The sequence below is a fragment of the Actinoplanes sp. NPDC048791 genome (assembly GCF_040650095.1).
GTDB lineage: Bacteria > Actinomycetota > Actinomycetes > Mycobacteriales > Micromonosporaceae > Actinoplanes.
Genome location: NZ_JBEZGQ010000025.1, coordinates 1,335 through 22,373 on the forward strand (window position 1 = coordinate 1,335; position 21,039 = coordinate 22,373).

Annotated in this window: 18 protein-coding genes and 1 pseudogene; 14 read left to right on the top strand and 5 right to left on the bottom strand. The window is 69.8% G+C overall.

Annotated elements, in window-relative coordinates; translation table 11 throughout:
• Nucleotides 1–57 precede the first annotated feature (57 nt).
• Nucleotides 58–1,821 carry a glycoside hydrolase family 6 protein gene (locus tag AB0C29_RS04080; RefSeq protein ID WP_360814815.1) on the bottom strand — a complete coding sequence of 588 codons (1,764 nt, stop codon included), beginning with the start codon at nt 1,819–1,821 and terminating at the stop codon, nt 58–60.
• 195 nt (nt 1,822–2,016) lie between these two features.
• Here AB0C29_RS04080 and AB0C29_RS04085 point away from each other — a divergent pair, with 195 nt between their 5' ends.
• From AB0C29_RS04085 to AB0C29_RS04115, 7 genes and pseudogenes are all read left to right on the top strand, one after another.
• Nucleotides 2,017–2,346, top strand: a complete 330-nt coding sequence (locus tag AB0C29_RS04085) for a hypothetical protein (protein WP_360814818.1) — start codon at nt 2,017–2,019, stop codon at nt 2,344–2,346.
• A 277-nt stretch (nt 2,347–2,623) separates the two neighbouring features.
• Nucleotides 2,624–3,643: pseudogene (locus AB0C29_RS04090) on the top strand (AAA family ATPase); the annotation flags it as partial.
• A 1-nt stretch (nt 3,644) separates the two neighbouring features.
• Nucleotides 3,645–4,079 (top strand): thioredoxin, encoded by a 435-nt coding sequence (trxA, locus tag AB0C29_RS04095; protein WP_360814821.1) that lies wholly within the window; start codon nt 3,645–3,647, stop codon nt 4,077–4,079.
• Nucleotides 4,076–5,740 carry an FAD-dependent oxidoreductase gene (locus AB0C29_RS04100; protein WP_360814822.1) on the top strand — a complete coding sequence of 555 codons (1,665 nt, stop codon included), beginning with the start codon at nt 4,076–4,078 and terminating at the stop codon, nt 5,738–5,740. The genes trxA and AB0C29_RS04100 overlap by 4 nt, the downstream gene beginning before the upstream one ends.
• 22 nt (nt 5,741–5,762) lie before the next feature.
• Nucleotides 5,763–6,356, top strand: coding sequence for an HdeD family acid-resistance protein (locus tag AB0C29_RS04105; RefSeq protein WP_360814825.1), 594 nt, complete (start codon nt 5,763–5,765; stop codon nt 6,354–6,356).
• 25 nt (nt 6,357–6,381) lie between these two features.
• On the top strand, nt 6,382–7,491 hold the full coding sequence (locus AB0C29_RS04110; RefSeq protein WP_360814827.1) for a hypothetical protein: 1,110 nt from the start codon (nt 6,382–6,384) through the stop codon (nt 7,489–7,491).
• A 27-nt stretch (nt 7,492–7,518) separates the two neighbouring features.
• Nucleotides 7,519–9,138, top strand: coding sequence for an MFS transporter (locus AB0C29_RS04115; RefSeq protein WP_360814830.1), 1,620 nt, complete (start codon nt 7,519–7,521; stop codon nt 9,136–9,138).
• 52 nt (nt 9,139–9,190) lie between these two features.
• Here AB0C29_RS04115 and AB0C29_RS04120 read toward each other — a convergent pair whose 3' ends face one another.
• From AB0C29_RS04120 to AB0C29_RS04130, 3 genes are all read right to left on the bottom strand, one after another.
• The gene (locus AB0C29_RS04120) at nt 9,191–10,348 is read right to left on the bottom strand and encodes a hemerythrin domain-containing protein (RefSeq protein ID WP_360814833.1); all 1,158 of its coding nucleotides are present in this window, start codon (nt 10,346–10,348) and stop codon (nt 9,191–9,193) included.
• 263 nt (nt 10,349–10,611) lie between these two features.
• Nucleotides 10,612–12,861, bottom strand: a complete 2,250-nt coding sequence (locus tag AB0C29_RS04125; RefSeq protein WP_360814836.1) for a bifunctional diguanylate cyclase/phosphodiesterase — start codon at nt 12,859–12,861, stop codon at nt 10,612–10,614.
• Between the two features lie 312 nt (nt 12,862–13,173).
• Nucleotides 13,174–14,115, bottom strand: a complete 942-nt coding sequence (locus tag AB0C29_RS04130) for an NAD(P)-dependent oxidoreductase (protein WP_360814839.1) — start codon at nt 14,113–14,115, stop codon at nt 13,174–13,176.
• Between the two features lie 332 nt (nt 14,116–14,447).
• Here AB0C29_RS04130 and AB0C29_RS04135 point away from each other — a divergent pair, with 332 nt between their 5' ends.
• From AB0C29_RS04135 to AB0C29_RS04150, 4 genes are read left to right on the top strand one after another with little or no spacing between them, the layout of a single operon-like run.
• The gene (locus AB0C29_RS04135) at nt 14,448–15,305 is read left to right on the top strand and encodes a PrsW family glutamic-type intramembrane protease (protein ID WP_360814841.1); all 858 of its coding nucleotides are present in this window, start codon (nt 14,448–14,450) and stop codon (nt 15,303–15,305) included.
• 15 nt (nt 15,306–15,320) lie between these two features.
• Nucleotides 15,321–15,770 carry a DUF1931 family protein gene (locus tag AB0C29_RS04140; protein WP_360814844.1) on the top strand — a complete coding sequence of 150 codons (450 nt, stop codon included), beginning with the start codon at nt 15,321–15,323 and terminating at the stop codon, nt 15,768–15,770.
• Between the two features lie 24 nt (nt 15,771–15,794).
• On the top strand, nt 15,795–16,202 hold the full coding sequence (locus AB0C29_RS04145; protein WP_360814847.1) for a four-helix bundle copper-binding protein: 408 nt from the start codon (nt 15,795–15,797) through the stop codon (nt 16,200–16,202).
• Between the two features lie 15 nt (nt 16,203–16,217).
• The gene (locus AB0C29_RS04150) at nt 16,218–17,150 is read left to right on the top strand and encodes a general stress protein (RefSeq protein WP_360814850.1); all 933 of its coding nucleotides are present in this window, start codon (nt 16,218–16,220) and stop codon (nt 17,148–17,150) included.
• Between the two features lie 221 nt (nt 17,151–17,371).
• Here AB0C29_RS04150 and AB0C29_RS04155 read toward each other — a convergent pair whose 3' ends face one another.
• On the bottom strand, nt 17,372–18,049 hold the full coding sequence (locus AB0C29_RS04155; protein WP_360814853.1) for a BON domain-containing protein: 678 nt from the start codon (nt 18,047–18,049) through the stop codon (nt 17,372–17,374).
• A gap of 468 nt (nt 18,050–18,517) precedes the next feature.
• Here AB0C29_RS04155 and AB0C29_RS04160 point away from each other — a divergent pair, with 468 nt between their 5' ends.
• The 3 genes from AB0C29_RS04160 (at nt 18,518) to AB0C29_RS04170 (ending at nt 20,755) form a co-directional block, all read left to right on the top strand.
• On the top strand, nt 18,518–19,354 hold the full coding sequence (locus AB0C29_RS04160) for an aldo/keto reductase (protein ID WP_360814855.1): 837 nt from the start codon (nt 18,518–18,520) through the stop codon (nt 19,352–19,354).
• 88 nt (nt 19,355–19,442) lie between these two features.
• A complete protein-coding gene (locus AB0C29_RS04165) occupies nt 19,443–20,324 on the top strand; it encodes a Gfo/Idh/MocA family oxidoreductase (RefSeq protein WP_360814857.1) in 882 nt (293 codons plus the stop codon).
• A 140-nt stretch (nt 20,325–20,464) separates the two neighbouring features.
• Nucleotides 20,465–20,755 carry a hypothetical protein gene (locus tag AB0C29_RS04170; RefSeq protein WP_360814860.1) on the top strand — a complete coding sequence of 97 codons (291 nt, stop codon included), beginning with the start codon at nt 20,465–20,467 and terminating at the stop codon, nt 20,753–20,755.
• The last annotated feature ends 284 nt before the right edge of the window (nt 20,756–21,039 follow it).

Below are 21,039 nucleotides of genomic sequence, written 5' to 3' on the forward strand. Positions count from 1 at the left end.
CCAGCACGAGCCGGACGGCCCGGTTGTGACAACCGGGCCGTCCGTGTTGGGAGAGGGTCAGAGTGCGGGGTACGCGTTGGCCATCAGCTCGCGGAACTGAGCCGAGAACCACGCGCCGGAGATCGGTGCGTTGGGCAGTGCGCCCGTCATGCTGTTGCCGTTGCGCTCGTTACCGGTGTAGGTCGGGTCGCACATCCGGTCGAAGCCCTTGCCCTCGTTGTTCGGGATCAGAGAGCTGGAGCCGTCCGACTCGCCCGGGGGCTTGACCCAGACGTAGGCGTCGATGCCCGTCTCCGGGGCCGCCTTCGGGCGCTCGCCCAGGCCGGCACCGGACTGGTTGCACCAGTTGCCGGCGTGGATCCGGCGGTCGATGCGCGACTGGTTGACGAAGGTGTTCACGTCGGTGGACGTGCTCGCCGCGGCGGGCCGGTTGGCGCCGCCCCAGCCGTTGCGGGACGTGTCGATCAGCATGCCGATGTTCGAGTTGAACCCGGCCGAGACCAGCTGCTGGCGGAACGCCTGGGCGAAGCTCAGCTCGTCGACGTAGAAGTTCCAGTCGACCCACTTCGACTGGCGCACGGACTGGCCGCCCACCGTCGAGTTGGCCTGGAAGAACGGCTCACGCAGGGCCGAGTAGTTCGCCGTGTTGACGATGAAGCCGGTGACGTTGTTGACGTTGCCGGAGGCGCGGGCGGCCTCGAGCAGGATCTGCGCGGTCGGACCGGAGTTGGTGTCCCAGCCGATCCAGCCGTGGTGCGCCGCGTCCACGTAGTTGTACGCGTTGCTGAGCGCGCCGAGCTTGTTCAGCGCGTAGCCGACACCCTGCACGTAGCCACCGTTGGACTTCATGGTGGCGCAGGTCGCGACGTTGGTGTTGGTCACCAGGTTCGGCAGCGAGTCGATCTCGATGATGTTGATGATCCGCAGGCCCGCGTACTTCGGGTCGGCCTGGATCGCCGCGATCGGGTCGATGTACTCGGTCTTGTAGCGCGGCAGGTCGTTGACGCCGAGCTCACCGTTGGAGGCGAGCGCCGAGCAGTCCCGGCCGGGCAGGTTGTAGATGACGAACTGGACGTAGCCGGCGCCCTGGGCGAGAGCCGCGTCCAGGTGGTCGCGCAGGCCCATGCTGCCGTTGGAGCTGCTGCCCGAGGTGCCGGCGATGGCCGCGATGCGGTCCAGCCAGACGGCGGTCGGGTTGCTGGAGACGCGGCTGCCGCCGGGCTCGGCGTCGGCCTTGGCCTTCCACTCCGGGTTCACGTAGCCCTTGGCCCCCGCGTACGGGTTGTCGACCTTGGTGCCGGGCGGCGGCGGGGTGCTGGGGCTGGTCGGCGTCGACGGGGTCGCGGACGGGTTGCCCGGCGTCGACGGGGTGGCCGACGGGCTGCCCGGGGTGGTCGGGTTGCCCGTACAGGCGGTGCCGTTGAGCGAGAACGAGGCCGGGTTCGCGTTCGTGCCGGAGTAGTCGGCGTTGAAGCCGAACGTCGCCGACGCGTTCGAGCCCAGGCTGCCGGCCCAGGACGGGCTGGCCGCGGTGACCCGCTGCCCGCTCTGGGTGATGGTGGCGCTCCACCCCTGGGTGATCCGCTGGTTGCCCGCGAAGTCCCAGGTCAGGTTCCAGCCGCCGGAGATCGGGTCGCCGAGGTTGGTCACCGAGACATTGCCGGTGAAGCCCGTGCTCCACTGGTTGACCGAGTAAGTGACCCGGCAACCCGCGGCGGCGCTGGCCTGCTGCGCCGCGACGGCTATGCCGGCGCCGGTGAGGAGGGTGATCGCGGTGGCGGCCGTCAGGCCTCGCACCAACGAGTGGGGACGTGGACTCATGCGCAAGCGCTCCTGGAAGACATGGCGACGCCCGGGGCAGGCGTGCCGAGGGGAACGAACTTCCGGCGCGGGGATCGATCGCTGTCGCTGACCACCGCGTGAGGCCCACACTATGGGAGCGCTCCCATGACATCAATACGTAATGGCCGCGAAACTTTTCGTGGATTTCTCGGAGTGCGGCCGATGATGATCTCCATGAAGGAGCTGACGGACCTGATCGTGGCCACCGATCCGGTCTCCGGCGCCCGCCACCCGGTTCGCCGGGACGCGATGATCGCCCAGCTCAGGGCAGGTGGCCAGGCTCGGGCGGCCCGGCTGGCGCGGCGGCTGCCGGTCCGCGACGGCGTCCTGGTGGCCGAGGAGATCGACGCGTTGCAGATCCGGGTGCACTGTGAACTTCAGCGGCTCAGCGAGGAGCTGCAACTGCCCCGCCGGATCGCCGAGCCGGCCGCCGCCGAGGGCCTGCACTGCCGGTTCATCGCCGGTGACGCGCTCGCCCCGGGGTCGCCGGGGACGACGGCATGACCACCGTGGTCATCTCCTCGGGCCTGCTACACCACCTGCCGGCGTCCGCATTACCGGAATTTTTCGCCGCCCGGCGCGACCTGCAAGTCGCAGCATTCGCACACTGGGACATCGACCCCGGCCCCTGGACGACAATCGGCGCCTGGATCTTCCACTGGGACCGCCGGTGGTGGGCGCCCCCCCCCGGCGGCCCCCCCCCCCCGGCGGGCCCCCCCGGCTCCCCCGGGGGCGCGCGGCCCTGCCGGGGGGCCGCGCCCCCCCCCCCCCCCCCCCGCGACTGCTGCGCGAGGTCGTCACCGAGGAGGAGATCGCCGGCATCGTGGCTCGCTGGACCGGCATCCCGGTCAGCCGCCTCACGGAGGGCGAACGGCAGAAGCTGCTGCGGATGGACGAGATTCTGCACGAGCGGGTGATCGGCCAGGACGAGGCGGTGCAGCTGGTCAGCGACGCGATCATCCGCGCCCGTTCGGGAATCAAGAGCCCGCGCCGGCCGATCGGGTCGTTCGTCTTCCTGGGACCGACCGGCGTCGGCAAGACCGAGCTGGCCCGCACGCTCGCTGAGGCATTGTTCGACACCGAGGACAACATGGTCCGCCTCGACATGAGCGAGTACCAGGAGCGGCACACGGTCAGCCGGCTGGTCGGCGCGCCGCCCGGATACGTCGGGTACGAGGAGGGCGGCCAGCTGACCGAGGCGGTACGCCGCAAGCCGTACTCGGTGGTGCTGTTCGACGAGATCGAGAAGGCCCACGCCGACGTCTTCAACACCCTGTTGCAGGTGCTCGACGACGGCCGCCTCACCGACGCGCAGGGCCGGACGGTGGATTTCCGCAACACCGTGATCATCATGACCTCGAACATCGGCTCGGCGTACCTGCTCGACGGCATCAGCGACGACGGCGAGATCAAGCCGGAGGGCCGCGAGCTGGTGATGTCGGAGCTGCGCCGGCACTTCCGCCCTGAGTTCCTCAACCGGGTCGATGACATCGTGCTGTTCAAGCCGCTCACCCAGCCGGAGATCGAGCGGATCGTCGAGCTGATGTTCGGTGAGCTGCGGGAACGGTTGTCCGAACGGCGCATGACGCTGGCGGTCACCGACGACGCCCGGCGGTTCATCGCCCGGCAGGGTTTCGACCCGGTGTACGGGGCGCGCCCGCTGCGCCGCTTCATCGCCCGGGAGGTGGAGACCCGGATCGGCCGGGCGCTGCTGAGCGGCGAGGCGCGTGATGGTGCGGTGATCGAGGTCGACCTGATCGACGGGGAACTGACCGTGCAATACCAGCAGGCGGGGGACTGACGTGGGCGCGACCATCATCGAGTGCCCGAACTGCGGGAGCAGGAACCGGGTTCCGGGGGCCGCGGAGGGGGTGCCGCAGTGCGGCAAGTGCCACCGGCAGCTGCCCTGGCTGGCCGACGCCGGTGACGAGGACTTCGCGGACGTCGTGGAGCGGTCCCGGCTGCCGGTCCTGGTGGACATGTGGGCGACCTGGTGCGCACCGTGTCGACAGGTGAGTCCAGCGCTCGAACAGGTGGCTCGCGAGCTGGCCGGCCGGCTCAAGCTGGTGAAGGTGGACGTGGACCGGGCGCCGAAGATGTCCCAGCGGTTCAGCGTGCAGGCCGTGCCCACCCTGATGATCGTCCAGAACGGCGACGTGACGTCCCGGCGGGCCGGAGCGGCGCCGGCCCCGGTGCTGCGCCAGTGGGTCGACGATGTCGTCGGGAGCCGAGCATGACGAGCTCGCAGGGTCCGGCCGAGACGCCGGACCTGGCCGGCGCATATCCGAGGCTGACGGACCGGCAGCTCGGTCAGCTGTGTCGGCGCGGCCGCCGCCGCCCGGTCCGGGCGGGCGACGTGCTGGTTGCCGAGGGACAGCGGGAGCGGGACTTCATGGTCGTGCTGTCCGGCAAGGTGGCCGTGGCGGAGGGATACGACACGCCCCGGTGCCGGGTGATCCGGGTGCACGGCCGCAACCGCTTCCTCGATGAGCTCGGCCTGCTCACCCACCAGCCGTCGTTCGTGACGATGGTCGTCGTGGAGCCGGGCGAGATCCTCGCCGTACCGCTGCGGGCGCTGCACGAGATGGTCCGGCAGGATCCGGCGCTCGGCGATCTGATCCTGCGCAGCTTCCTGGCCCGGCGCGAGCTCCTGATCAACGACATCACCGGGTTCACCATCGTCGGTTCGCGGTTCAGCCCGGACACCCGCCGGTTGCGCGAACTGGCCGCCCGCAACCGCGTACCGCACACCTGGATCGATCTGGAGGAGAACCCGGACGCCGAGGAGATGCTGCGGCAGTTCGGCGTGAGCGTCTCGGACACGCCGGTGGTGATCTGGCGGGACCAGGTGCTGCGCAACCCGTCTAACGGGGAGTTGTCCAGGGTCGCCGGTCTGCATCTGGATCTGGGGACCGAGGCGATGTGCGATGTGGTGGTGGTCGGCGCCGGGCCGGCCGGGCTGGCCGCCGCGGTCTACGGGGCGTCCGAGGGACTGACCACCGTGGTGGTGGACGCGGTGGCCACCGGCGGGCAGGCCGGCACGTCGTCCCGGATCGAGAACTACCTCGGTTTCCCGGCCGGGGTGTCCGGCGCCGAACTGGCCGATCGAGCGGTGGTGCAGGCGTCGCGGTTCGGCGCGACATTGAACGTGCCGGCCGAGGCGGTACGGCTCAGCCCGCGCAAGGCCGATCTGGTCGTCCATCTCGACGACGGGACCCAGCTGCGGACCCGTACGGTGGTGATCGCCACCGGCGCCCGGTACCGCAAGCTCGACGTCCCCCGGCTTGCCGAGTTCGAGGGCACCAGTGTCTACTACGCCGCCACCGTGATGGAAGCGACGTACTGCGATGCGCAACCGGTGTCTGTCGTCGGTGGCGGCAACTCCGCCGGCCAGGCCACCGTTTTCCTGGCGCGGCATGCCACCTCGGTCCGGCTGATCATCCGGCACGACGACCTGGCCCGTGACATGTCGCGGTACCTCGTCGATCAGATCGAGCGGATGCCCAACGTCGAGGTGCTGCGCTCCACCGAGGTCGTCGAGCTGGTCGGCGACGACGGCAAGCTGGGCGCAGTGGTCACCCGTGACACCGTCACCGGCGACCGGAGCCGGATCCCCACCGCCGTGCTGTTCGTTTTCATCGGCGCGGACCCGTGCACCGGCTGGCTCCGGAACATCGTGTCGCTCGACGACCGGGGGTACGTGCTGACCGGGCGGGGCGCGCGCGATGATCCGGCCGGGGCCACGTTGCTCGAGACCAGCCGTCCCGGCGTGCTGGCCGTGGGCGATGTGCGCAGCGGCTCGATCAAGCGGGTCGCCTCCGCGGTGGGTGAAGGGGCGATGGCCGTACGCCTGGTGCACGAACACCTGGCCCGGACCGGACGAAGCTCCGGGCCGTAATCGCACAGATGAGGAGAATCCCATGCTTGACTCACTCGGCCGCCACTGGTGGGCCGTGGCCCTGCGCGGAGTCGCCGCCGTGCTCTTCGGACTGATGGCTCTGCTGTGGCCGGGCATCACGCTGTTCGTACTGGTCCTGCTGTTCGGCGCGTACGCCCTGGTGGACGGCGTCTTCACCCTGGTCGCGGCGATCCGCGGCCGCGGTGCCGCCGATGCCGACGCCGGCGGCCGCGGCTGGCTCGTCGCCCGGGGCCTCGCCGGCGTCGTGCTCGGTGTGCTCGCCCTGCTCTGGCCGGGTATCACCGCACTGGGCCTGCTCTGGACCATCGCCGCCTGGGCCGTGGTGACCGGCGTCCTCGAGGTCTTCGCGGCGATCCGCCTGCGGCGCGAGATCGACCGGGAATGGCTGCTCGCCCTCAGCGGCGTGCTGTCGGTGTTGTTCGGTGTACTGCTGGTCGTATGGCCTGCCGCCGGCGCTCTGACTCTGGTCACGCTGATCGGTGTCGCGGCGCTGGCGATCGGTATCACCCTGCTGGCGTTCAGCTTCCGGCTGCGCCACAGCCGTGCCGATGATGTCGCGGCCGGGCGCCACTACGGCCGGCCGGCCCCCGCGTAAGTGGCCCTACTGGTAAGGAGCGCCGATGGCCCAGACCGAACAGCGCTGTCCGGAGATCGTCGTCGGCCTGGTGTCGACCCCGCCGGACTATCCGGCCCGCGTCGCTGCACGGCTCACCTCCGACCTGGCGGACCGGCTCGCGGAGCAGGTGGACCCGAACGTGCGATGGACCGTGCGGGACGGCTGGGGCGAGGTGGCGCCGCGTCGCGACGGCGGCGTCGAGGGACTGCTGGACGATCTTGCCAAGCGGCGCGCCGACGACCGGTGGGACGTCGCGATCTGCCTGACCGACCTGCCCCTGCACACCGAGCGGGTGCCACTGGTCGCGCAGACCTCCGCCCGGCGCCAGGTCGCGATGGTGTCCCTGCCCGCGCTGGGTCTACGACAGCTCCGCGGGGTCCGCGCGGTCGTGCCCGACCTGGTGAGCCGCCTGCTCACGGACGCGTCCGATGAGCGGGTGCCGCCGGCCGGCTGGGAACCGGCCGAGCTGGCCGGCCGGGTCGCCGCGATCCGCCGGTTGGTCGGTGAGAGCGACGACGGCGAATGGGGTTACGTCGCCTCACGGCTGACCGGCCGGGCGCGGCTGTTGATCGGGATGATCCGGGCAAACCGGCCGGGCCGCGCCCTGCTGGGCCTGTCCAAACTGCTGGTCGGCGCGTTCGGCACGGCTGCCTTCGCGCTCACCAACTCGACCATCTGGCAGATGAGCGACGAGCTGGGCGGACTTCGCCTCACGGTCATCATGCTGCTCGGGCTGACCGCGCTGGTGGCCTGGCTGATCATCGCGCACGACCTGTGGGAGAAACCCGACGGTGAGACATCGGCTGAGCTGGCCCGGCTTTTCAACCTCGGCACGATCCTGACCCTCGCTCTGGCCACGGCGGTGTCCTATGTGGTGCTGTTCGCCGGATCGGCACTCGCCGCGGCGCTGCTCATCGACACTTCTGTGCTGGAACAGAATCTGCTGCGGCCGGTCGATCTCACCAACTACCTGACGCTCGCCTGGCTGATCAGCTCACTGGCCACCGTCGGCGGTGCGATCGGCTCCGGGCTCGAGGACGAGGAGACGGTGCGGGCGGCCGCCTACGGCTACCATCCCGAACCCGATGGCTGGCGGGACGAGAAAGACGGATAGCCATACCGAGGAGGGGCAGACGGGGCCATGTCCCGGGTCACAGCCGAACCACCGGCGTCCGTCTCGGGATGGGCGCCGCTGCGCCGGCCCGTCTTCCGCGCCCTGTGGCTGGCGCAGTTCGTGGCCAACACCGGCACCTGGATGCAGACCGTCGGCGCGCAGTGGCTGATGGGCGACCTGGGCGGGGGAGCGCTGGCGACGGCGCTCGTCCAGGCAGCCACCACGCTGCCGGTGTTCCTGCTCGTCGTGCCCGCCGGGGCGCTGGGTGACATCCTGGACCGGCGGCGGTTGTTACTTGCCGGAGAGGCGCTGATGTGCGCGGGAGCTGCCGGGATCACCGCCACCACCGCCGCGGGCCGCACGACTCCGACCTTGCTGCTCGGGATGACCGCCGTCATGGGCGTGGGCCAGGCCCTGTCCGTGCCGTCGTTCCAGGCCATCCAGCCGGAGCTGGTCAGCCGCAGTGAGGTGCCACAGGCCGCGGTCCTCAACGGCGCCAACGTCAACGTGGCCCGGGCGGTCGGTCCCGCGGTGGGCGGCCTGCTGATCGCGGCCACCGGCCCGGCTGCCACCTTCGCCTTCAACACAGCGTCTTTCGTCGGCGTGCTGGCAGTGCTGTATCGGTGGAAGCGGCCGCCGGACCACCGCCCCCTGGGCGCCGAACACGTGGTCGCCGCGACCCGGGCCGGCGCGCGCTACATCCTGAACGCCCCACGATTCGCCACCGTACTCATGCGGTCGGCACTGTTCATGATTTTCGCCAGTGGCCTGTGGGCGCTGTTGCCGGTCGTGGCCCGGGGGCCGCTGGAGCTCGGCGCCGGTGGCTACGGCGTGCTGCTGGGCTGCATCGGCATCGGGGCCGTCGCCGGAGCATTCGTCGTCGGCCGGCTGCGTGCGGCGATCGGCGCGAACGCGCTGGTGAACGGGTCCATGGTCGTCTACGGGCTGTCCATGTTCGTGATCGGCGCCGCCCAGCGACCGGGGCCCGTGCTACCGGCGCTGGTAGCCGCCGGCGGGGCCTGGATCGGGGTGCAGTCCACCCTCAACGCCACGGCGCAGACGCTGCTGCCGGCCTGGACCCGGGCCCTGGCCTACTTTCAGCTCGTTTTCATGGGTGGGCAGACGCTGGGCGCGATCGGCTGGGGCGTGCTCGCCGGCGTGGCCGGTCTACGGGCGGCCTTCGTCATTCCCGGCTGCGCTCTTCTGCTGGTGGCCGCGGTGACGACCCGGATACTTCGCCTCCCGCGAACGTCGCTGGACCTGAGCCGTACGCTGGTCTGGCCCGAGCCGGCTCCCGGACCGGACTCCGACTCCGGCGCCGGTCCGGTGCTGGTCGAGGTGCAGTGGCGCGTCCCGCAGTCGAACGCGGAGGCGTTCGTGGCGGCCATGCGCCACGTGAGCAGTTCCCGGAAACGGACCGGAGCCACGCTGTGGGGTCTGTTCCGGGACGTGTCCGAACCCTCGCTGTACGTCGAGACGTTCACCGTGGCGACCTGGCACGAGCATCTGCGCCAGCATCTGGAGCGCGGCACGGTGTGGGACCGGGAACTGGAAGCGGCGGCCCGGGCGCTGACCATGGACGGCACCGAGCCGACGGTCCGCCACTTCATCTGGGCGAACGCGGTGCCACCGGCACCGGATCAATGATCAACCGGATGACTTCGGCTCACCCGCGGCAGGGTAGATGCGGACCTGAACCTCAGGAGAAGACGGCGAGCGCGTCGCGGACGTGGTCAGCCGTCCGGGCCACGGTCCGCGCATCGGTCGATGCCGGGTCCTGCGGACCCGCTCCGGCGACGGCCGCCGCCTCGGCGGCGCGGACCGCCCGGCCCATCTCTTCGCGTTCCCGCAGGGGCACGCTCTTGCGGAGTCGCGGAAACTCGTCGTGTTCCTCCCGGCGCGCGTGGACGGTCAGCAGGTCCCGCAGACCACCCAGTACGTCGTCGAGGTGGCCGTGGGCGGCAGCGCGAACGGCGTCGGACAGCGCGTCGCTGATCCGGCTCTCCTCGTCGAGCAGACGGTCAGCCAGCTGGTCGTCCGGCGGCAGGCGCCGCGCGAGCGGGTGGATCATCTGTCCCTCGGCCACCTCGTGCACTGTGATCAACTCCGCCAGGTCCCCGAACGCCGTTCGCGCCTTCTCCGCGGTGGTCCCGGCGGCACGCTCGCACAGCCGGTTCATCCGGGCGTGGTGTGCGATCAGCAGTTCCAGCACATCCGGCCCGCGGTCCGGTCGGTCGGGTTCGTGAACTCGCGGCAGGGGCCGGTCGTCCCGCACGCTCACCGGCTCGGGCAGGCCTTCGCCGATCACCTCCTGTGGGTCACGACGGCCGTAGCGCTGTAGCAGGGCCGAAGCCGTGTGCAGGTGTGCCAGCTGCATCTGCAGATGCAGTTCCCACATCGGCTTCAGCCGACGGTCGTCCTCTTCGGTCATGAACGCGTAGTAGAGGTAACAGCTCGCCGATTCGTGCACAACCAGTGCTGCCCAGTCGCCCTCTCGGGAGCCTGGCTGACGTCTGGCTCCGGCCCATCGGTCGGCGGCGTGCACCATCCAGTCGTGCAACAGCGACAGTGGTTGCGTCGCGGGTTGCTGCGAGGCGTGCTGTCGGTGGGCCGACGACCGTTCCGGCTCGCGTGCGTTGCGCACCGCCCAGCCGGCCATGTCGAACGCTGTTCTTTCCCGATCAGCCGCCGCTTCCGCGACGCTGCGGGCTGGTGCCTCTACCGCCGCCAGATGTCGCCGTCGTTCGGCGGTGGCGTCACCCAGCCTGCTCACCGACCGGCGTGCCTCGACGTCCTGGACGCGGCTCGCGAACTGCCGGTCGAAATGCTCGGCATTCGCCTCGACCGCCGCCACCATGCTGATCCGGCGATGGGTGTGCGGATCGATCGTACGGATGTCGGCCGGTTCGACGTCGAACTCGTGCCAGTGCCGACCGTGGTGGTCGACCGGGATTCCAGGGTGGTCCAGCGGATCGAACACGAGATCTCCTCCGCGTCGCGGATGCGGTCAGGGCCCGCATCCTCTGCCGGTGGGTCTGCCGGCGGCATCGTCGCGTCGGGATGGGCGAGAACGGGTCACCCCCGGCGGGTGGTTTCGCCGCCCAGTACGCGCGGGTGCCGTCAGCCGGCTCGGATGTCCGACGGCTGCGGCGCGCCCTGCGCGGACATCTCGACAGCGGGCATCGGGCGGGCGAAGTGATAGCCCTGTCCGCGGTCGCAAGCGAGCGTCCGCAGAAGGTCGGCGTGGCATGCCGTCTCCACACCTTCGGCGACCGTCGTCAGGCCCAAGCTCCGGGCCATGTCGACAACCGTCCGGACCAGTGCGATCTGCCGGTGATCGGCTTCGCCGGCGGGCATCAGTGACCGGTCGATCTTGAGTATGTCGATGGGCAGGTCGCGCAGGTACGCCAGCGATGAATAGCCGGTGCCGAAGTCGTCGACGGCGATCCGGACGCCGTCAGCGCGCAGGGCTTCGAGATGGCCCAGGGCCTGCGCGCCGCGGGTTCCCGCACCGACCAGGATGCCCTCGGTGATCTCGAGCGTCAGCGCGGTGGCGGGTAGGCCGCTGTCGGTCAGACTGCGCCTGACCTTCGCGGTGAAATCGTTGTCAGCGAGCTGGCGCGGGGACACGTTCACGGCGAGCGTGACACCGCGCTCCCGGTGCCAGGTCGCGGCTTCGACACAGGCCCGACGCAGCACCCACTCGCCGAGCGCGATGATGAGACCGCTGTCCTCGGCGGCCGGTATGAACCTGTCGGGACCGATCATCGTCTCGCCCGGGGGCAGCCAGCGCACCAACGCCTCGACTGCCACCGTCCGTGACGTGCCGAGGTCGACGATCGGCTGGTAATAGACGGCGAACTCATCCGCCTCCAGAGCAAGGCGCAGCTTTTCCACGGTGTGGATGCGTTCGGTCTGCCGGTCACGAAGCGTGTGGTCGTACCACACGATGCAGTCCTTGCCGGCGGCTTTGGCGGCATTCAGGGCCATGTCGGCATCGCCCAGCAGGTGCGGCTCTGCCTCGGCGGGACCTGACGCCGGACGCACGCCGATGCTCGCGGTGACGTGCAAGCTGTAACCTCGCACGACGACGGGGCGTCGCAGCACCTCCAGCACCGCCTCGGCGCGGGCGCCCACGACCTGCGTACCGACTCCGGGCACCAGGACCGCGAACTCGTCACCGCCGGTGCGTGCCAACAGATCGTCAGGGCCCAGAACGGCACGCAGACGTGCGGCGATCTCCACCAGCAGATCGTCACCGGCCCGGTGACCGAGCCGGTCGTTCACATCCTGAAAACCGTCGAGGTCGAGCAGCACCAGGCCGTGCGGCAGCCGTACGGACGCCCGGTCCTCCAGCAGCCGCCGGTTCGGCAGGTCGGTCAACACGTCATGCTCGGCGAGGTGCCGCAGCGAGCGTTGCAGGACAGCCTGCTCGTCCAGCGCCTCGGCCAAGGACGTCGCGTGCCGCCGCAGCTGCCGTTGACCGTTGGTCAGGCGAACCATCAGGAGCAGCGCGATCAACACGGTGGCCGACAGCGGCACGATGAAATCGTAGAGATCATGTTGGTCGTCCTGCCCGTCCCGCAGCAGAGCGGCGTAGCCGGTCGCTGCCGGGCCGACGAGGATCAACAGACCATGCAGCACCGCGGTGCGCCAACTGCCACCGATCGGGTCCGGCGCGGCGGGTCGAGCCGCGACGTCAGGGTGCAACGCAGCGACGCCGGGCAGCGCGTACGACACCAGCCAGGCTGCAACACTGAAACTCGGCCCCGACCAGGAACCGCCGACCGCGGCCGACATGAAGTACGCCACATCGGCTACGGTCAGCAGCACCGTAGCCGCCAGCAGAACGGCGTGCGCGTGACGAAGCCGCCGCTGAACGACCAGCAGTCGTACCGCCATGGCCACCAGGAGCAGGTCGAAAACCGGGTAGGCGGTCGCGCCGCTGTAGGCCGGCTGCTCGGCGTGAACGATGTTCGGGTCGTAGAGCAGGACCCAGGCGAGCGTCGCACCGGTGCACGTGACGATCCCGGCCTCGACCATGCCCACCGACCGGGGGCTACGTGCGGGCCGTTCGGGCAGCATGGCGAGACCCGCGGCCAGGAGGGGATACATAGCGAAGTACAACACGTCGACAGCCGAGAAACCCGGGACGCCGAACAGGCTGATCTGCACCGCCCACACCGTGTTGGCCGCCGCGCCGCAGAGCAGTGCGGCCGCCAGCAGCAACCAGGCCATCGGATGCGCCGGCCGATGCCGCCGAACCCCGACCACGACGCAGCCAGCCGAACCGACGCCGATCAGCGCATACACGCACTGCTGGCCGACCGGACCCAGGTGCGGCCCCACGAATGCCAGCGACGCAGCCACGGCCAACCAGCCGTAACTGGCGTACGCCCGCGGACCCGGGCCGGTCAACTCACACCACCGCATCATCAGCCCAGCCGCAGTCGACGCCCACGGCACTTGTCCGGGCGAAGCACCACCACCCGCGCATAGGGCCACGCCGGGCCCCGAACGACTCTGCACACGGGCGATCCATCGGCCCGAAGAACGCCATCTTGAGGAACTTGTTGAACGATGGCCGTGATCTGGTCGCGGGTCAGTGGTGTTCCTGCACCACGAACGCCCGCCAGATCCGCGAGACCGCCGTCTGCGACAGGCCGACCTCGGCCGGCTGCATCAGGACATGGCGCGCCAGCCGCGGTGCACACCGGTCTCGCCGGCCGTCAGCAAGCCCTGCGGTTCCGGCAGGAGGCGGCCGCCCTCGTCGAGCATGTCCCGCCAGCTCCGCTGGGGCTTCCAGCCGAAGAGCCGGGCCGCCTTGGCGGTCGAGATCCCCGAGGCGTCCGGGCGGTCCACCGGCCGCAGCTCCACGTCGTCACCGAAGTGCCGGCGCACCATGTCGTGCAGTGGGCGGCCGGCGGCGTTGTCGGCGGCCGCGCAGTAGACGACCTCGTGGCCGGGCAGGTCGGTCGTCAGGGCGGCCACGATGAGGTCGGCGAGGTCGTACACCGAGACGTACGACCAGAACGACGCGCTCTTGTCCGTGCCGGAGGCCCGTACGATCGGGCCGACGTTGCGTTCGACATTGCCCTCCCACTGCAGCCACGTCGGGCGGACGGAGACGCCCGTGAGATCGCTGCGCTGCACGGAGGCGTCCATCAGCTCCTCGCCGAACCACTTGGACAGCGCATAGGCGTCCTGCGGCCGGACCCGGTGCTCCTCGTCGATGGGCGCGTAGTCGGCGTGGAAGTAGCGACGCGGGTAGGAGAACCCCGGCACCGTCTCGCTGGAGAGGTGCACCAGCCGGCGGACGCCGGAGCGTTCCGCCGCCTCGATCACGTGGTAGGTGGCCATCAGGTTGTTCTGGAAGATCACGTGCTGCGGGTTGTGCTTGGGGCCGGGGATCGCGGCGGCGTGCACCACGCTGTCGTGCCCCGGCATCACGGCGGCCGCGTGTCCGGCGTCGGTGAGGTCGGCCTGCACGTAGATCACCTCGCGCGCGCGCTCGTGCACCGCCGGGGCGATGTCGACCGCGGTCACCTCATGTCCGTCCTGGAGCAGGCGGTCGACCGTCGCGGCGCCGACCTTGCCTCGGGCTCCCGTAACCAGTATTCGCACGTCGTTCATCGCACTCCGTCTCCGTCGAGACGTCCATTGGCAGGACTGCCAATGGGCCGGGCGCCCGCGAAGGCGCCACGGGGACGACGACATCGCGGCGGTATTGGCAATGATGCCAATCGACGTCGATCCGCGGATGCGGTAGTCCTGAGATACCGGATGCACCGCGGTCCCGGCGATCACACCCTGACGGACCGCGTTGTGCGTCACCACGAACAGTCGCAGCCGGCAGGAGGTCTGTGGTGGTTCGGGTGTTACATGATCAGGAGAGCGTCCCGCGGCAGGCGGGCCGGACGTGGCTGCGTATCTTCGTCGTCGGATTGGTGCTCTGGGTGGCCACGTTGGCGGTCACCTTGCTCACCGGCAACCCGAACCTGATCCCGACCCTGGTCCTGCTCGGTAGCTTCCTGGTACCGGTGACCTTCGTCGTGTGGGCGTTCGAACGTCGGGGCACCGGCGAGCTGACCGCGGGCCTGGTGTTCTCGACGTTCCTCACCGGTGGCGTGCTGGGTGTGCTGGGCGCCTCGGTGCTCGAGGCGTATCTGCTGCACCCCTCACCGTGGTTGTTCTTCGGCGTCGGGCTGATCGAGGAAGCGGTGAAACTGGTCGCGCTGACGGTGCTGACCCGTCACCTGCAGACCCGTTCGCTGCGCGACGGGATGATTCTTGGTGCGGCCGTCGGTTTCGGCTTCGCTGCCTTCGAATCCGCCGGCTACGCCTTCGTTGCGCTTTTCACTGTCGACGGGTTGTCGATCGCTCAGCTGGTGCAGACCGAGCTGATCCGGGGCCTTCTGGCGCCGGTGGGACACGGTCTCTGGACCGCCATTCTGGGCGGAATGTTGTTCGCCACCGCGCGGCACGGTCGTCTCACCGTCACGGGCAAGCTGATTTTGGCGTACGTCGGTGTGTCTGTTCTGCACGGTCTGTGGGATTCGATGCACAGCATCGCGTTGTACCTGACGCTGTCGCTGACCGAGGGTGAGCGGCTGCGCCCGTCACCGCAGGGTTGGCTGGTCGAACCGAGTGCCGAGCAGGTGAATCTGTTCTCCGTCCTGGAATGGACCGGGTTGGCGGTCATCTCGGTCATCGGGATCGTCTGGCTGGTTGTTCTGTGGCGCCGGTCGGCCCGGCTGGACCGGCTCGGCCCACCGATCGCCGCCCGGCCGTCGCGGCGCGACACCGGACACTGAGAGGGGACCACGGGCATGCCCGTCTTCGGAGTCGCCAGATTCGAACGGTTCTTCCGGCTCGCCGGCGAACTGGATGTCGACAAGGACGACCTCAAACGCTTCTCCGACTTCGTGGAGAGCAAGCTCTACGACCTGCTGTTGATGGGTCAGGCCGCGGCGGCGGCCAATCTCCGAGATCTGGTCGAGCCGTACGACCTGCCCATCACCAAGGGGCTCCAGGAGAACATCCACAGTTTTCGCAAGATGGACGACGACATCGAGCTGAAGCCGATCCTGGACCGGCTGGCGACGTACCCGCCGCTGGATCGCACGCCCAGTGAGGAGACCGAGTCGCGGTTGCCCGAGATCGTCGGAGGGCTGGGCCTGGCACTGGCCAAGATCATCAAGACGGTCGACCCCGAGGTGAGGAACCCGCAGAGCCGGCACTGGGAACGCGCGATACGGATCTTCGACGAGCTGATGTGAGCACACGATGAGGAGCGCAGTCGGATGACAGACGTGGCGGCCATCCTGAACGCCCATCCCCGCGCATTGCCGGGCATCGACCAGGACGCGCTGGTGATCGCCGTCCAGGAATGCCTCAACTGTGCGCAGAGCTGTACCTCCTGCGCGGACGCCTGCATTGCGGACCCGTCCGGGGCGCACCTGGGCAGGTCCGCCGGCGCAGCCCTCAACTGCGCCGACATGGCCACCGCGGCGGTGCGGGTGCTGTCGCGGCCCACCGCCCACGACCGTGCAACGACCGAGGCGGTGCTGCGGGCGCTCATCGAGACATGCCGCGAGGGCTATGAGGAACACCGACAACACGCCTTGGAGAACGAAGCCTGCGGGATCTGCGCCGAGGCCTGCCGCAGATGCGGTGCGGCGTGCCGGCACCTGCTGGGCTCGCTGGGATGAGCTGGGAGGCTGACCATGACCGATACCTTGAACCCCACCCCCCATCAGCCGTCCGCGGACGACCGGTTCAGCACCATCGGCACGGATGTCCCCCTTGCCGACAGCCGGCCGGTCGACGCCGGCGATCGCGCGGTGATCGGCGTCTTCGCCGACCTCGACTCGGCGCAGGCGGCCGTGGAACGGCTCGCCGCCGCCGGCTTCCCGATCGACCACATCTCGGTGCTCGGCAAGGACCTGCAGAGCGAGACCCGGCTGAACGGATATGTGACCACCGGTGACATCGCCGGCCCGAGTGCCGCGACCGGCGCCTGGGTGGGCGGACTTTTCGGCCTGCTGGCGGGCAGCGCGCTGCTGTTCGTTCCCGGCGCGAGCCCGCTCATCGTGCTCGGTCCGCTGGCGGCGGCCGCGATCGGCGCCGCGCAGGGAGCGCTGGTCGCCGGAGGCGTCGGTGCGATCCTCGGCCACTTCGTCGCGAAGCAGCACATTCCCCGGTACGAACAACTGGTCAAGGCCGGTAGCTACCTGGTGGTTGTGCACGGCGCCGAGCAGGATGTGGCACGGGCCCAGCAGATTCTCTCCGACGCCGGCGGCAGCGACGTCCAGCGCCACGACGAGTACCGCGGCAACGCGGTCGGGCCCATCTCCCAGGTCGTGGAGGGAATGCGGGTTCTCGACGCCACCGGCAAGGAGGTCGGCAAGGTCGAGTTCGTCAAGCTCGGCGATCCGGAGGCGATCACCACGCAGGGCGAGGAGACGGACAACGGTGAGCCGCGGGTAGCGGGCGAACTGCGGGACCGGCTGCTGCGTCTCGGCTTCATCAAGGTCGACCGCAAGGGTTTCCTCAAGTCCGACGGGTACGCCGCCGCGGACGAGATCGACCGTGTGCAGAACGATGCCGTCCACCTGACGGTCGCCGACAAGGAAATGCTGAAGGAAGCTGACGCCTGAGCCATGATCCGGCCGGTCGTCCCGCAGACCGCGGAAGGATGCGCCGAATGCCTGCGTCTGGGCACGCCGTGGGTGCATCTGCGGTTGTGTTTGACATGCGGTCATGTCGGCTGCCGGCGCTGGTGCTACGTCGACGAGACCTTGGTCTGACCTGACCGGCACACCAAGCCGCCGCGGTGCTCGTCATGGACGCGCACCCCGGGGGACCGGCGGATCACGGTTCACAGCGTGATCGTGATCAGGTTCTCCACCTCGGTGACACCGGGTGCTGACCAGGCGACCCGCTCGGCCTCGCGGCGCTCCGCCCACGACCGTACGCTGCCGGTCAGGATCACTTTGCTGCCGCGGGTGGTGACGTGGATCCGTTCGGCGTCTGTCTCTGCCGTGCGTACCAGGGCGTCCTCGATCCTCGTCTTGAGCTCGTCGGGCGACGGGCCGGTCCGTGGCCGCACTGTGATGAGGTTGCTGACCCCCTTGACCCCGGTGAGGGTACGGACGACCCGTTGCGCCTCCTGTCGTTGGAAGTCCCAGTCCACCTCGCCGCGCAGGGTGACCCAGCCGCCGGACACCGAGACCTTGACGCTGTCGTCGGGTACGAGCGAGTCCATCTCGAACGCCCGCGCGATGGATTGGGCCAGGTCGACGTCGGTCTGCTCGTCGCCGGGGGCCAGGCGTACCTCGATGTTGTTGACGACGGCCTTGACTCCGCGCACCCGCAGCACCGCGCGTTCGGCGGCCCACTTCTTGCTGAAGGTGTCCACCGAGCCGGTCAGAGTCGTCACGCCGTCCCGCACGGCCACGCCGATGTCGTTCGGTGCCACCTCGACGTCCCACTTCAGCTCGTGCAGCACCGCACGCTGGATGTCCTCGTCGGTCTGGCTGGTTACTGTGCTGGCCATTCCGGTCCTCCAAGACCTCTTGTCGGAAAGCCCTACTGGCCCGCTCGGGCCATGGCCTGCCTCGACTCTCGGCCCGGTTCGGATGACTCCGGCTCACCCGCCGCAGGGGAGAAGCGCGTCGGCGTCGCGGACGCGGTCCGCCGGCTCGGCCGCGCGGACCACCCGGCCCATCTCCGCGCTCCTGCATCGCCTGGGAAGAGTTTGCCGTCCACGAGTCTGCGACCTCCTCCCTCTTCTGAAGACGCGGCGAGGGAACTGCCCGCGAATTGCCTTCCGCAGGGTGAGTCGTTCTCACCCCGGCGCTGATGACGATGACGGCTGCGCGGCACCGCGCTCCATCCGGTACGGACCCGATCCGCCCGGCGCCCCGCGCCGACGGGGCCGGGCGGTGACAGAAATCGTCCCACCGCACGGCCGGACCATCGAGACCACCGACCAAGGAACAAGGAGCAAAGGAGGTACGGACCCGTGATCCGTCGCATCGCCCTGCCGGCCGGGGAGAACATCCCCGTGCTGGGACAGGGCACCTGGCACATGGGGGAGATCCGCGAGCAGCGGGAAGCCGAGATCGGTGCGCTCCGGCTCGGTCTCGAGCTCGGCATGACCCTGATCGACACCGCCGAGATGTACGCCGAGGGCGACACCGAGCGGCTTGTCGGCGACGCGATCAGCGGGCGCCGTGACGAGGTCTTCCTGATCAGCAAGGTGCTGCCGTCGCACGCCACCCACCGGGGCACCATCGATGCCTGCGCGGCGAGCCTGCGCCGGCTCAAGACCGATCGCCTGGACATGTATCTGCTGCATTGGCGGGGTTCCGTGCCGCTCCGGCAGACGGTCGAGGCCTTTGTGGAGCTCAAGGAGCGTGGCTGGATCCGCCATTGGGGGGTCAGCAACTTCGACGTGATGGATCTCGACGAGCTGCGGCAGATCCCGAGTGGATCCGAGGTGCAGACCGATCAGGTGCTCTACAACCTCGCGCGACGTGGTCCCGAGTACAACCTCCTGCCGTGGTGTCGTGAGCAGGACCTGCCGGTGATGTCGTACTCACCGATCGAACAGGGTGAGCTGCTGTCGCATCCGGCGGTGCGCGGTGTGGCGGAGCGCAATGACATCACCCCGGCCCAGGTCGCGCTGGCCTGGGTGCTCCGGCAGCCGCTGGTCTGCGCGATCCCCAAGTCGGGATCGGCCGCCCGCGTGGAAGAGAACGCCGGAGCCGCTGCGATCAGGCTTGGCCCTCAGGACCTGACCGAACTGGACCGGGCGTTCCCGCCGCCGATCAAGGCCCGCCCCCTGGAAACTCTCTGAGGACCGCCGTGGATTACCAGACCTGTCCGGACACGAGGGACGTGAACAGCAAGATGATCGAGTGCCCGAACGGACGGAAGGCGGAACCGTGACTGTCACCATCGGCCTGGTCGGGGCAGGCCGGCGCGCGGCGCACGTGCACGCACCCACGCTGGCCGGCTCGCCCGACGTGCGCTTCACCGGCATCTGGGCGCCGACCCCGGGGCCCGTACGCGAACTCGCCGACCGGCACCACGTCCGGTCGTTCGAGGGCTTCCCGGACCTCCTCGACCACTGCGAAGCGGTGGCCTTCGCCGTCCCGCCACCGGTACAGGCCGAGCTGGCCGCCGTCGCCGCTCAGCGCGGCAAGTCCGTCTTTCTGGAACGGCCGATGGCCGGAGATGTCGCCGGTGCCGAAGAACTGGCCGAGGCGGTGCGGCGGAGCAAGGTGGTCTCGCAGCTCGGGCTGGTCTGGCGGTACTCCACGGACGTCCGCCGCTTCCTCAGTGTCGAGGTCGGGCGGATCAAGCCGGACGGCGGCGCAGGCCGGCTCATCTCCGGCAGTCATCGCCCCGGCGGATCCGTCAGCGCGTGGCGCACCGAGCGCGGCGTTCTCCGCGATCAGGGCGTCGATCTGCTCGACCTGCTCGAGGCCGGCCTGGGCCGGATCGTGGGTGTACGGGCGCACGGCGACCGCCGGGGATGGTTGGGGCTCATGGTGGACCACCAGGTGGGCCGGTTCAGTGAGGCGTCGATGTCGGCGACCGCGACGCCTGAGATCTTTCGCGCCGACATCGAGATCTTCGGTCCCGGCGGAGCGGCCGCCCTGGATTGCACACGGGCGTCGGGGCCGCGCGTGTACCAGACGATGTACCGGGAGTTCGCCGACGCGATCCGGGGCGGCGGCGCACCGGCGCTCGATGCCGGGCACGGCCTGCACCTGCAGCGCGTGATCGAATCGGCCGACACTGACCTCCTCCTCGGGACGTGATCGAGCCGGCCGGTCGCCCCGGTGGGCCGCCGGGCCGCGGGTGCCGATGGGCAATTCACCCTCGCTGGGGGAGGGCCGCTCACCCGTGGTTGCCGAGGATATGACGTGCCTGGCCGCTGCACATGAGAGGGAGTGCCAGCATGAAGAGGATCGTGGACATCGTGCCGGCGTCTCCCGGATGGTATGCGCGCTGGCGCTTCACCCCCGAACGCACCCGGTCCTATCCGGTCACCGTCTGGGCACTCGTGGAGGACGCCGGACCGGGCACCCGGCACGTCGTGGTCGGGGTCGACGCCGGTGGTCAATGGCCCGGCGGGGCCGACAACGAGACCGGCGCGGACTTCATCCGGTACGTCTACCAGGCACCTGAGGACGGGCAGCCGGAGGACGTGTTCAACCCGGTCCAGCCAGCGACGGAGTCGCGGATCTGAGGCACGGTCGTGGTGATCCCACGCCCCCCGGCCGCCTGGCGCGCGGGCTCAAAGTGGGCGCAGCTCGCGCGCCAGCCGGACCGCTCCTCTGCTGCCCGAGCCGCTCGATCGAACCTGCTCTGGCGGGTTCGTGCGGCGCGGGATGCATGCGGACACCGAGGTTGGTGGCTGGGGTGGCCGATCCGCTCGGGATGCTCCTATGGATGTGAAGCGGCTAGTTCAAGATCGTTTGAGGTGATGATCTGGTAGAGCTCGCGGGCGACGTAGCGCTTGAGGCACCGGAT

Coding starts and splice junctions, on each gene's coding strand:
- AB0C29_RS04150 (WP_360814850.1), top strand. CDS start 16,218: ATGACCGATACCTTGAACCCCACCCCCCATCAGCCGTCCGCGGACGAC.
- AB0C29_RS04145 (WP_360814847.1), top strand. CDS start 15,795: ATGACAGACGTGGCGGCCATCCTGAACGCCCATCCCCGCGCATTGCCG.
- AB0C29_RS04115 (WP_360814830.1), top strand. CDS start 7,519: ATGTCCCGGGTCACAGCCGAACCACCGGCGTCCGTCTCGGGATGGGCG.
- AB0C29_RS04110 (WP_360814827.1), top strand. CDS start 6,382: ATGGCCCAGACCGAACAGCGCTGTCCGGAGATCGTCGTCGGCCTGGTG.
- AB0C29_RS04100 (WP_360814822.1), top strand. CDS start 4,076: ATGACGAGCTCGCAGGGTCCGGCCGAGACGCCGGACCTGGCCGGCGCA.
- AB0C29_RS04105 (WP_360814825.1), top strand. CDS start 5,763: ATGCTTGACTCACTCGGCCGCCACTGGTGGGCCGTGGCCCTGCGCGGA.
- AB0C29_RS04155 (WP_360814853.1), bottom strand. CDS start 18,049: ATGGCCAGCACAGTAACCAGCCAGACCGACGAGGACATCCAGCGTGCG.
- AB0C29_RS04140 (WP_360814844.1), top strand. CDS start 15,321: ATGCCCGTCTTCGGAGTCGCCAGATTCGAACGGTTCTTCCGGCTCGCC.
- AB0C29_RS04170 (WP_360814860.1), top strand. CDS start 20,465: ATGAAGAGGATCGTGGACATCGTGCCGGCGTCTCCCGGATGGTATGCG.
- AB0C29_RS04080 (WP_360814815.1), bottom strand. CDS start 1,821: ATGAGTCCACGTCCCCACTCGTTGGTGCGAGGCCTGACGGCCGCCACC.
- AB0C29_RS04120 (WP_360814833.1), bottom strand. CDS start 10,348: ATGGTGGCGGCGGTCGAGGCGAATGCCGAGCATTTCGACCGGCAGTTC.
- AB0C29_RS04085 (WP_360814818.1), top strand. CDS start 2,017: ATGAAGGAGCTGACGGACCTGATCGTGGCCACCGATCCGGTCTCCGGC.